We start from the raw sequence: 11208 nt of genomic DNA on the forward strand, positions 1-11208 counted from the left end.
CTTTCTCTCTATTGATTTGTTTTGAGTCCATTAATCCCAATTTTCAGCCAAAAAGCGAAGGCATTCTGGTAGGTGCTCTGCCCACGCTTCTTCGTGGTGAATAGCACCAGATTGAATCCGAATGGCAATATGATTGAGTTCAACCCCTTGCTGGATGACGTCGTGATAATAACGAAGGGATGAATCGATATAGGCTTGCTTGATGTTTCCTGCCATCAAAGTTTTATCTGTATCATCCGCCTCTTCCGTCCCCACATAGATGTAGATCCGTTGGTCTGCATATAATTTTTTACGTTCGATATAATGATTGAAGGCATCTTGGTGTAGCCAGTTGGCGGATGAAAAGACCCCTAAACAACCGATTTGATCTTGGTACTCTAATCCCAAGAATTGGGTAATATTTCCCCCCAAGGAAGATCCAATCATGGCCGTATGTTCTCGATCAGCAAGAGTCCGGTATTCTTGGTCGATAAAAGGTTTCACCACCTCCATGACAAATTCGCCGTACTCAACCCCTTTGCCACCAAATTGCATGCCAGGAATATTAGATTCCTTGTACTTCCAGGCGGAGTATTCATTCATGCGTTGGAAACCATCATTATCGATCGCAACGACAATCATGCGACTAATATCGGGATTCCGCTTAATGGCTGGAATCACCTTCCAGGAATGACCCGCATAAGCTTCCTTGCTGTACAAAACGTTTTGCCCATCGTGGAAATAAACCACAGGGTAACGTCTATCTGTATCCGTTTCATAATTCTTAGGTAATAAGACTCGCACACGACGGAGTTTTCCGGTATAAGGCACTTTCAACTCGTGTGTCTTCATATCTAAATAAAAATAGGATTTGTTCATTGTCAGAAAACTCTCTATATTCTAAATTTTATTCATTATACCATTTTTAGAAGAAAAAGTCTGGATTTTCTCCAAACTTTTTCCTTTCTTGGGTTATTTTTCCATAAACTGAGCCAAATCTTGTAAAGAACGTTCGGCAATTTTCTCATAACGTTCCTTTTTATCCCGAATGCGTGGTCCTTCTAGCTCTTTGATGATCCCGAAGTTGACATTCATGGGTTGGAAATGCTTGCTGTCGGCATGGGTAATATAGTGAGCCAAACTTCCGATAGCTGTCGTTTCAGGGAAAATCGCTGCTTCTTCTCCTTTGAAAAGGCGAGCTGCATTGATTCCAGCTACCAAACCTGAGGCCGCTGACTCAACATAGCCTTCTACACCTGTCATTTGACCTGCAAAGAAGAGGTTCGGTTGTTTCTTAGAACGGTAGGTTTGTTCTAGTAAATTTGGAGAGTCCATGTAAGAATTGCGGTGCATGACTCCGTATCTCACAAACTCCGCATTTTCCAAACCTGGGATCATTTGGAAGACCCGTTTTTGCTCTCCCCATTTAAGGTGAGTTTGGAAGCCAACGATATTGTAAAGGCTAGCAGCCGCATTGTCTTGGCGCAACTGAACGACTGCGTAAGGTGTCTTAAACTCCCCATCACGTGGCCCTTTGTAATCATCTGGATACTCGAGCCCAACTGGCTTCATAGGGCCATAGAGCATAGTTTTGATGCCTCGTTTGGCCATGACTTCAATTGGCATACAACCTTCGAAATACTTTTCTTTTTCAAAAGAGTTGAGCGGGGCTTCTTCTGCATTAACCAAGGCCTCGTGGAAATCCATAAATTCTTGTTTGGTCATGGGGCAGTTGAGATAAGCTGCTTCTCCCTTGTCATAGCGTGACTTGAGATAGACCTTGTCCATATCGACAGTATTGACATCGATGATTGGAGCTGCTGCATCATAGAAATAGAAACCGTCGCCACCATTGAGGGCATGGATCTTTTCTGCCAAGGCATCGCTAGTTAGAGGCCCCGTTGCGACCACTGTAATGGCATCTGTCGGCAATTCCGTAATTTCATCACGAATGACTTCGATGAGCGGGTGTTGGGATACCTTCTCCGTCACTCGACTAGCAAAACCTTCTCGGTCCACAGCCAGTGCTCCACCGGCCGGTACCCGGGTCGCTTCCGCTGCTTCAAGGATGACAGAACCCAGACGGCGCATTTCTTCTTTGAGGAGCCCGACAGCATTGGTGAGAGAATCCCCACGAAGAGAGTTGGAACAAACTAGCTCAGCAAAGTTGTCTGTTTTGTGTTGCGGAGTTGATTTCACTCCCCGCATTTCATAAAGCTTGACCGGAATACCCTGTTGGGCAATCTGGTAAGCTGCTTCCGAGCCAGCAAGGCCCGCACCGATAACATTGATATAAGATTGAGACATGACACTAATACCTCTTTGGGTATCAAAACACCTCACTGGACTGTTAGACACCCACAAATCTTTCTAATTTTCTACTTGGTCCATTATACCAAAAAGCCAAATAAAAAGACAGGGAGCTTTTTCTTCCTGTCTAGACTTTACTATTTATTTTCTTATAGACACAACCAAGCTGCTAAGAGGGCAGATAGGATACTGAACAAGGACCCGATCAAGTAATACTCCGCAAAGGCTGGATTTTCCGAAATTTTATTGTAGCGGGCGATGGATTTAGCTGTAAATACTAGGCCGATAGAAGCAAATTGCCCATAGACGAGACAGGCACCAATCACCAAACGCTCTAAAAAACCAATCATAGAACCAGCCCCAGTGATCGTATCCATTTTCTTCTTGCTGGTGGGTTGATACTTGGCAAACAGAATTTTAAAGGCAATATTGCTCGGTTTCCCAACTAGGAGGACATAAAAGATTAGATTTAAAGTGTCCAGAGGCAGATAGGTCGAACCATTCTTCGCTCCCATAAGGACCAGACAAGTCAAGATGCTAATATGCAAGATTTGATCCAAGGCAAAAGTCCAGGCGGTTGGTAATTTCAGTTGCTTCTGCACGATCGGTTTTAAGAAATCTATTCCAGCATGAGTTAGTAAAATGACCAAGCAAATCCACCACAAGTCCAGATGACAGAGAGAAACCACGATCAGAGGCAGAGCTACATATAGAATGTGAAGTCCGAGCACCTTCTTATCCTGATCCTTGCGATCCGCCATCTTCTGACTTTGAAAATAATAATCCGATAACAAATGACAAATCAACAAGAGGATCAAATATGGATTCGTTACGATACTAGACAATCCGCTCATGGGCCTCTCCTTTCTCTAAGCTATGAATACAAGCTAGTGCTGCTGCTCGTCCCCGTAAATAAACGCGAATACTGCTACTCTTTAAGCGCTTGGACAGGGCACTCGGGTTAAGCCCTAGCGATTGGGCCAAATCCTGTTGGCTAAAGTTTTCACTATAGACAGATCTCTTTAGCAGATTAAGTAGGATCTCTTCCTGACTCTCTCGCCAACCCGAACGTATGGCTTCTCCGGAAGCGATGAGCGCATTCACCAATGAGTCCTGGCTGTCATTACCGCTCAAAAAATAGATCTGGGTGTTGCCATAATCATTTTTCTGATGGACCAGATTAATAGCTGCACGAGCATTCCAATAGACTGGCCCATCTGCACCGATACTTTGCAGGGGATCGATATCCGTTACAATTTCTCCAAGCCCGATACCAAATCGAAGTTGAGTCGGCTTTAGTTCTGAACGCAGGGTATCAATGATTTGAAAAATCGGAGCATCCACTTTTAAAAGCGCCTGAAACTCATCGCCCAAAGTTAGGGTAAAAGCCGATGCTAGGCAGCCTTTAAAAAGCTCATTGATCTTTTGAAGCGTTTTTTCTAACTGTTTTTGCAGGTCAAAACGTTCTTGTACGATTTTGGAATCAATCACATCTGCAATCAAAGCAAGATACATAAGCCCACCTCCTTATGTCTATTATAACGAAAATACCAAAAAATGTCTATTATAACAGACATTTATAAAAATTGCCGTTATAATAGACATTGAATCATTTAAAAGCTTATTTCACTTTTTCTTCTTCGTAGTCGCCATTGCTACATACGACTTGTTTGCCACCACCACGAACTTTTTTCTCAACTAAGTAGTGGCCACATTTTGGACAATCCCGACCAATCGGCTTATCCCAAGAGGTAAATTCACACTCTGGATAGCGATTGCATCCATAGAAGATGCGGTTGCGCTTGGTTTTACGTTCGATGATTTGACCTTGATGACAGTCAGGACACTCCACGCCGATTTCTTTGACAATGGCCTGGGTATGACGACAATCTGGGAAATTACTACAAGCATAGAACTTACCAAAACGTCCTAATTTAATCACCATCGGGCTACCACAGACTTCACAATCAAAACCAGCCGGTTCGTCTTTGATTTGGATTTTTTCCATCTCTTCTTCAGCCTTTGCGACTTCTTTAGAGAATGGTTTGTAGAAGGCATCAATGACCTTTTGCCACTCTTCCTTTCCAAGTTCGACATCATCGAGTTTCCCTTCCATCTCTGCTGTGAAGGTTACATTGACAATATCTGGGAAGAATTCAACGATCAGTTTATTAACGATTTCCCCTAACTCTGTTGGTTCAAAGCGTTTGGCTACCAGCTTCACATAATAACGTTTTTGAATGGTCTCAATCGTCGGAGCATAGGTTGAAGGACGACCAACCCCATTTTCTTCTAAGGTCTTAATCAAGGTCGCTTCAGAATATCGAGCAGGTGGTTGGGTAAAGTGTTGCTCAGGCTTGCTATTGACTTGCTTAACGATATCACCTTCTACCATATCCGGCAACATCTTGTTCTTATCTGAGTCGTTATAAATAGCCAAATAACCATCAAACTTCACCTGGCTCCCATTTGCCGTATACTGAACCCCATTTTGACCTAAACGGACATTCATGGTATCAAAGACAGCTGCTGTCATTTGACTAGCTACAAAGCGGTTCCAAATTAAGGTGTAGAGCTTGAGCTGGTCCTTGTCGAGGTACTTGGCAATGCTCTCAGGAGTATTGAAGACGCTAGACGGACGAATTGCTTCGTGGGCATCTTGGGCACCAGAAGCATTCTTCACACGGCTTCCATGCTTGGAATATTTCTCCCCGAAGCGATCCACGATAAAGTTCGCTGCCTCATTTTGCGCAACCGGACTAATCCGTGTAGAATCGGTACGCATATAGGTAATCAAACCTTGAACACCAGAGCCAATATTGATTCCTTCATACAACTGCTGGGCGACCATCATGGTCTTACGTGTACGGAAGTTGATCTTATTGGCAGCATCCATCTGCATAGAAGAGGTGGTGTATGGAAGTGGCGCATTCCGACGACGTTCTTTCTTTTCCACCTTTTCAACGGTAAAATCTTTGCCATCTAAGCGTTCAAGAACAGCTTTCACCTCTTCATTGGTGTTGAGCTTCATCTTCTTGCCATCAATCCCATAGAAGCTGGCTTGGAATTGCTTGGTCCCTTTTTTAAAGACACCATCAATGGTCCAGTATTCTTCCGGCTTGAAATCATTAATCTCATTTTCACGATCAATGATTAATTTGAGGGCAACTGATTGCACGCGCCCTGCAGAAAGTCCTTTTTTAACCTTTTTCCAAAGAATAGGTGAAATCGAATACCCTACAATCCGGTCCAAGACCCGACGTGCTTGTTGGGCATCAACCAAATCCATATCGATTTGACGCGGTTCTTTAAAGGCATTTTTAACTGCATCCTTAGTGATTTCATTAAAGACCACACGGTTCTTTTCCTTAGCATCCAAGTTCAAAATATGAGCCAAATGCCAAGAAATAGCTTCTCCTTCTCGGTCCGGGTCACTTGCGAGAAAGACTTGTTTGGCTTTTTTAGCTTCTTTTTTCAAATCATTAATCAAGGGACCTTTTCCGCGAATATTGATATATTCCGGTTCATAGTTATTGTCGAAGTCAATTGACATGGTTGATTTTTTCAGGTCCCGAATATGACCAACACTGGCCATGACTTTATAGTTACGACCAAGGTATTTCTCGATTGTTTTCGCCTTAGCAGGAGACTCCACAATCACCAAATTTTTCTTGGTTGTACTGCTTTTCTTTTTTGTTACCACGTTTTATCCCTCTGTATTGTATAAATCTCATTGAGTTTAATACATTTTAAGAAAGATGTCAACTAGGAACTTCTCCTATAGGAAAATCACAATTCGTATTTCAATTCATCAAGAATGTCCTGGCCTGATGTGACAAGCTTTGCACCTTCTTGAATCAAGTGATGGCAGCCTGCAGATTTTCCATCTAAAATGTTTCCTGGAATAGCAAAAACATCTCGTCCTTCCTCCATGGCACGCTCACAAGTAATTAAACTCCCTGAACGAAGTCGTGCCTCTGCCACAATCACAGCCTGACAGAGTCCTGCAATGATGCGGTTTCTCTCAGGAAAATGAAACTTCAAAGGGGCCTGTCCTGGACCATACTCGCTCAAGATCAGATGGTGCTCTCCCATGTAGGTCTGTAATCTCTGATTACTTTTCGGATAAAAAACATCCAGTCCCGTTCCTATCACTCCGATGGTCTTGCCACCATTTCGTATACTGGCATAATGAGCTGTCGCATCAATTCCCTTAGCAAGTCCACTAACGATGACCAGTTCATTTCCAAGTTCTTTAATAATCTTCTCTACAGATCGCACCCCTTCTCGCGTCGTTTCCCGAGCTCCTACGACTGCAATCTTCGGTTTGGTTAACAGCTCCAAATCTCCTTGGTAAAAAAGGAGTACAGGAGGATTGTAGATCTGTAGCAATTCCTCCGGGTATTCAGGATCAAAAATGGATAGAGATGGGAACCGTTCAAACTCCTTGTGTAAATGCTCTTCATCCAGCTGCCGGTATTTGTCTACAAAATGAATAATACTGCGACAGCGAGCGATCCTTGCTATCTCTTCTAAGCTTGGTAAGGCTTGGTCTTTCCTACAGTAGTCCAAAACTCTCAAGACTTGCTCATTTGATAAACCAGCTTCTTTTAATTTAAAGATTTCAAATTTCTCCATGGTCACCTTCTACTTCCTCTCACTTATTTATTCGAAAAAGAATGGAAAAAAAGCTCTATTTCTAGAACTTTTTTTGATATGTAGAAGAATAAAAGTAAGATGCGGCACCAATCAAGTTGCTTTCATTATGGAAGCGAGCCGCTTGGATCGGCAAGGCCTCAAATTGTTTATGCCCTTTTTGAGAGAGTAGGTTATGGTATTGTCGACTGATCTCATCGATCAGTAGCGGTTGGCTACTAATGCCCCCTCCAATTGTCACCTTCTCAAGCAGGAGCAATGATTGAAGATTAAAAATCAGAATAGCAATATCATGACAATACTCCCGAAACAAGGATTTCAGCTCCTCATGGCCTCCTTGATCAAGAGCCTTGAAAACGGCTATACCATCTGCCTTTTCTAGGTTTAAGATGTGACTAGCCTTCTCAACAAATTGAACAGCTGAACCGGTGTTTTCCAAAAGATTGGAAATACCTTGCAAAAAGAGTCCGCGATGAAAGCGGCGATTTTCTGGTGTTCTTTCTGCCTTATCAATAGTCCGAATGTATTCTGTCAGTTGCCATCCTCTCAATAGATCACCGTTAGAAAGAAGAGCAAGGCCGACTCCTGTCCCTAAGACCAAGGTCGCACCGCAAGAACATTCTTTTAGATTGCCAAGCCTTGCTTCCGCTAGACCAGCAGCTTCTCCATCATTAAGAACGGTGACGGGTACTTGAAATGTTTGTTGCAATCTACTAGCTAGAGGAATGCCTCGCAAATATGGAATGAGACCACCTCGAAAGACAAAGCCAAGGCTCTTTTGGATCTCACCAGGGCATGAAATGGCGATTCCCTCGATTTCTTCCCGTACAGGAGCAACGATTCCTTCTAATCCTTGCCAAAAGTCCTCAATCGTAGATGGTGTTGGGATCTTGTCTGTACGGATCAATTGATAGTCTGCATCCATCAGACCGTACTTTATAAAGGTCCCTCCGATATCGATGGTAAATAGCATAGCCTAATCCTCACACATTGATTTGACGGGTTCAAATGAACGCCGATGGATAGGGGTCACTCCCAGCTTGTCGAGGCCAGCCAGATGGTTAGCCGTCCCATAGCCAGCGTTCTGCGTAAAATCATAACCCGGATATTCGCAATCAAACTCTTCCATCATCTGATCCCGAGTCACCTTGGCTACGATGGATGCTGCAGCAATGGATAAGGAGTTGGCATCCCCTTTGATGATACTAGTTTGGGGAATAGGAAGATCCAACTTCATGGCATCAATCAAAAGATGCTGGGGTTGAGGCTCTAACTGACCAATGGCCTCCATCATGGCTAGCTTCGTAGCTTCATAGATATTAACCTGATCAATCACTTGATTGTCCTTGATGCCGATTCCGATCGCAATGGCGTTTTGGAGCACAGCCTCATAGATTTCTTTGTGTTTGGATTTTGGAATCTTTTTACTATCGTTGAGTCCCAGAATTTTACAAGCTTTCGGCAAGATCACGGCAGCTGCAACAACTGGACCCGCTAATGGGCCGCGTCCCACTTCATCCACACCTGCAATAAGATCAATCCCTTGAGCATAAAGTTCTTTCTCATAGGCTAGCATTTTTTCCAAACGCAAGTCTTCATCCACTTGTTTTTGGAGTTCGCGTTTTCGTTTGCTGATAGCCGCTTGAACCCCCGCTCGACCATCAAGGATCAATTCTTCAAATAAGGGATGATCTAGATCGTCAATCGTTGCCAAACGCTCTTTGATTTCTTTAATCGTTGGCATCTATTTCACCTACACGATCAAGGGAATAGCGTCCCAAACGACCATCACGTACATCCTTGACAAACAAACTGTAAAAACGGTCGTAATCCTCTCGAAATCCTAATTTCTGGGTCATTTCCATAATGATTTCAGGAGCTTCTTGTTCCAGATCCATTTGTTTAAAACGTTCCTGCAAAACAGCTGGATAGTGCTTTTTGAAATAGTTAAGACCAAAGATGGTCACTTCATCCATTGGAAGCAACTGGTCTTTGATGGCACCTGTTAAAGCGAGCTTTAAGGCCACTTCTTCATCTTCAAACTTGGGCCAGAGAATCCCAGGAGTATCCAAGATTTCAAGGTCTTTGTTGGTTTTCAACCACTGTTGCCCCTTGGTCACCCCTGGTTTATTCCCAACAACAGCAATCTTTTTCCCTGCTAAGCGGTTCATCAAAGTTGATTTCCCGGCATTAGGAATTCCGATGATCATGGTCCGAAGGGTTTCAATCTGAATTCCCCGTTCCTTTTGACGGGCAATTTTATCGGCCATCAAGCTCTTAGCAGCATCTGTGACCTTCTTAACCGTAGATTGCTCTTTGGAGTTGATAGCCAAGGTTTTGATGCCTTGAGACTCAAAATAGTCCTGCCATTCTTTTGTTGCCACAGGATCTGCCAAGTCTACCTTGTTCAAAATCATTAATTTAGGCTTATCACCAACAATTTTCGTTAACATAGGATTTTGGCTTGATAGGGGTAAACGAGCATCTACCAGAACCGTCACAAAATCCACAAATTTTAAATTTTCTTGTACTTGTCTTCTAGCTTTGGACATGTGTCCAGGAAACCATTGTATAGTTGCCATGTTCTCCATTCCTTTCCAGTTCAATCTCTTCTATTATACCATGTTTTCTGAAATCACTGTGATTAAGAAAAATACTAAAAAAGAAGCTACCTAAGTAACTTCTATTTTATATTCTAGCGAATTTGCTCAAAATGCAAATGCACGGCGATATGATCACCATAGCCGCTCCGTTCCAAATCACGTTGCAAGCGATAAGAAATATAGTGTTCAGCAATGGTAATATAACCAGCACCAAGTAAACGGTGCTCAACCATTGACTGGATCATGCTGATCGTCGCACGTTCCACTTTAGCTTCTTCCAAATCCATCACAACTTTCTTGGTCACTTGCGCCAAGTTTTGGCGAAGATCATCCGTCAAGACATAAACTGTTTGTGCTGCCTTCAAAACAGCTTGATAGATTTTATCTGGGTCAAATTCTACAACTTCACCACTACGTTTAATGACTTCCATCTTATTCTCCTTGATCATCAATATACTTCTATTATCTTAATAAATAGGGGATTTGTCAAGAATCTAAGACATCAATAATCCGGACGAAGAACTCCCGTAATGATTTCTTTGGTCGCGTGGTAATCCCCATCCACTACAACCTTGATAATGCGCTTCGCTTCCTCAGCAGGAGCTGGCACTAATGGTAAACGAGTTGGCCCCGCTTCAAAGCCCATATAGTTTAAAACAGCTTTGACAGGAGCTGGACTCGGATAAGAAAAGAGAGCATTGACTTTAGGGATAAATTGACGTTGGATGGCTGCAGCTTTTTTTATATCGTTGTGCTCAATGGCTTGGAACATCTCATACATCTCATCTCCATTTGTATGAGAGGCTACTGAGATCACCCCATCAGCTCCAAGGTTCATAGCATGGAAAGCATCTCCATCTTCCCCTGTATAGACGAGAAATTCTTCGGGCTTGTGTTCAATCAAGTAGGCCATATTAGCCAGGGTTGTACACTCTTTTACCCCAATGATATTTGGGTGTTCTGCCAAACGAAGCATGGTTTCTGGTGTCATTTCGACAACCACTCGCCCTGGAATATTGTAGATAATAATCGGAAGATTAGATGCATCCGCAATCGCTTTAAAGTGTTGATACATTCCTTCTTGGGATGGTTTGTTGTAGTAAGGGACGATAGCCAATCCTGCTGCAAAGCCACCAAAAGCATCCACTTCTTTAACGAACTCAATCGAGTCGCGGGTTTCATTGGTTCCGACACCAGCGATCAAAGGAACTCGACCATTGACAATCTTTTGAACAGCCGCAAAGAGTTGCAATTCCTCATCGTGGGTCAGAGTTGGACTTTCCGCAGTCGTTCCAGCTAAGAGAATCCCGTCTGTATGATGAGCCAAGAGGTGCTCGATCAAGTCAGGAAGAGCATCAAAATTAATGCTCCCATCTTCATGGAAGGGGGTGATAAATGCAGTGATGATTTTACAATCTTTTAAATCATTATAAGACATAGAAAAACCTTTCTCTATATAAGAAAGAGGCTGGGGTCTGCTTGCCTTTGCCTCATGATCTGTTCATAAAAACAAGTTGATTCGTTAGAAAGCTGAGGAAGAAATCAAACTCTTCGAGTTGCTGATTTCTGTTTCGCTCCCTACTTCAACTCAAATTTCAACTCAGCTGTTGGACGTACAAGTCCACGTTCGTGAAGAGTTTCTGCGATTTGGACTGAGTTC

The 11208-nt window shown here is 43.1% G+C and carries 11 protein-coding genes; all 11 read right to left on the bottom strand.

Going from position 1 to position 11208, the window contains the following annotated elements; translation table 11 throughout:
* Positions 1–30 precede the first annotated feature (30 nt).
* Entirely contained in the window at positions 31–858 is an 828-nt protein-coding gene (locus SPADD19_RS06660; protein WP_003015026.1) for an alpha/beta hydrolase, read from the bottom strand.
* A gap of 93 nt (positions 859–951) precedes the next feature.
* Positions 952–2286 (bottom strand): methylenetetrahydrofolate--tRNA-(uracil(54)-C(5))-methyltransferase (FADH(2)-oxidizing) TrmFO, encoded by a 1335-nt coding sequence (trmFO, locus tag SPADD19_RS06665; RefSeq protein ID WP_003014968.1) that lies wholly within the window; start codon positions 2284–2286, stop codon positions 952–954.
* 152 nt (positions 2287–2438) lie between these two features.
* Entirely contained in the window at positions 2439–3143 is a 705-nt protein-coding gene (locus SPADD19_RS06670; RefSeq protein ID WP_061455573.1) for a DUF3307 domain-containing protein, read from the bottom strand.
* The gene (locus SPADD19_RS06675; RefSeq protein WP_061455574.1) at positions 3127–3804 is read right to left on the bottom strand and encodes a SatD family protein; all 678 of its coding nucleotides are present in this window, start codon (positions 3802–3804) and stop codon (positions 3127–3129) included. Before SPADD19_RS06675 ends, SPADD19_RS06670 begins: the two co-directional genes overlap by 17 nt.
* A 106-nt stretch (positions 3805–3910) precedes the next feature.
* Complete coding sequence (gene topA / locus SPADD19_RS06680; protein WP_023918171.1) at positions 3911–5992, bottom strand: type I DNA topoisomerase; 2082 nt, start codon at positions 5990–5992, stop codon at positions 3911–3913.
* An 86-nt stretch (positions 5993–6078) separates the two neighbouring features.
* Entirely contained in the window at positions 6079–6927 is an 849-nt protein-coding gene (gene dprA, locus SPADD19_RS06685) for a DNA-processing protein DprA (RefSeq protein WP_061455575.1), read from the bottom strand.
* A gap of 61 nt (positions 6928–6988) precedes the next feature.
* A complete protein-coding gene (locus SPADD19_RS06690; RefSeq protein ID WP_049486162.1) occupies positions 6989–7918 on the bottom strand; it encodes an ROK family protein in 930 nt (309 codons plus the stop codon).
* A gap of 3 nt (positions 7919–7921) precedes the next feature.
* Complete coding sequence (locus SPADD19_RS06695) at positions 7922–8689, bottom strand: ribonuclease HII (RefSeq protein ID WP_023918176.1); 768 nt, start codon at positions 8687–8689, stop codon at positions 7922–7924.
* Positions 8676–9527 carry a ribosome biogenesis GTPase YlqF gene (gene ylqF / locus SPADD19_RS06700; RefSeq protein WP_023918177.1) on the bottom strand — a complete coding sequence of 284 codons (852 nt, stop codon included), beginning with the start codon at positions 9525–9527 and terminating at the stop codon, positions 8676–8678. The genes SPADD19_RS06695 and ylqF overlap by 14 nt, the downstream gene beginning before the upstream one ends.
* Before the next feature lie 113 nt (positions 9528–9640).
* Positions 9641–9979, bottom strand: a complete 339-nt coding sequence (locus SPADD19_RS06705) for an ATP cone domain-containing protein (RefSeq protein WP_006597242.1) — start codon at positions 9977–9979, stop codon at positions 9641–9643.
* A 71-nt stretch (positions 9980–10050) separates the two neighbouring features.
* Positions 10051–10986, bottom strand: coding sequence for a 4-hydroxy-tetrahydrodipicolinate synthase (dapA, locus tag SPADD19_RS06710; protein ID WP_031573180.1), 936 nt, complete (start codon positions 10984–10986; stop codon positions 10051–10053).
* Between the last annotated feature and the right edge of the window lie 222 nt (positions 10987–11208).

Origin of the sequence: Streptococcus parasanguinis, from assembly GCF_001578955.1 — a bacterium.
GTDB lineage: Bacteria > Bacillota > Bacilli > Lactobacillales > Streptococcaceae > Streptococcus > Streptococcus parasanguinis_U.

Excerpts from the sequence above, each read along its gene's own strand:
- SPADD19_RS06660 (WP_003015026.1), bottom strand. The coding sequence starts at position 858 with ATGAACAAATCCTATTTTTATTTAGATATGAAGACACACGAGTTGAAA.
- trmFO (WP_003014968.1), bottom strand. The coding sequence starts at position 2,286 with ATGTCTCAATCTTATATCAATGTTATCGGTGCGGGCCTTGCTGGCTCG.
- SPADD19_RS06675 (WP_061455574.1), bottom strand. The coding sequence starts at position 3,804 with ATGTATCTTGCTTTGATTGCAGATGTGATTGATTCCAAAATCGTACAA.
- dapA (WP_031573180.1), bottom strand. The coding sequence starts at position 10,986 with ATGTCTTATAATGATTTAAAAGATTGTAAAATCATCACTGCATTTATC.
- SPADD19_RS06670 (WP_061455573.1), bottom strand. The coding sequence starts at position 3,143 with ATGAGCGGATTGTCTAGTATCGTAACGAATCCATATTTGATCCTCTTG.
- ylqF (WP_023918177.1), bottom strand. The coding sequence starts at position 9,527 with ATGGCAACTATACAATGGTTTCCTGGACACATGTCCAAAGCTAGAAGA.
- SPADD19_RS06695 (WP_023918176.1), bottom strand. The coding sequence starts at position 8,689 with ATGCCAACGATTAAAGAAATCAAAGAGCGTTTGGCAACGATTGACGAT.
- SPADD19_RS06705 (WP_006597242.1), bottom strand. The coding sequence starts at position 9,979 with ATGGAAGTCATTAAACGTAGTGGTGAAGTTGTAGAATTTGACCCAGAT.
- dprA (WP_061455575.1), bottom strand. The coding sequence starts at position 6,927 with ATGGAGAAATTTGAAATCTTTAAATTAAAAGAAGCTGGTTTATCAAAT.
- SPADD19_RS06690 (WP_049486162.1), bottom strand. The coding sequence starts at position 7,918 with ATGCTATTTACCATCGATATCGGAGGGACCTTTATAAAGTACGGTCTG.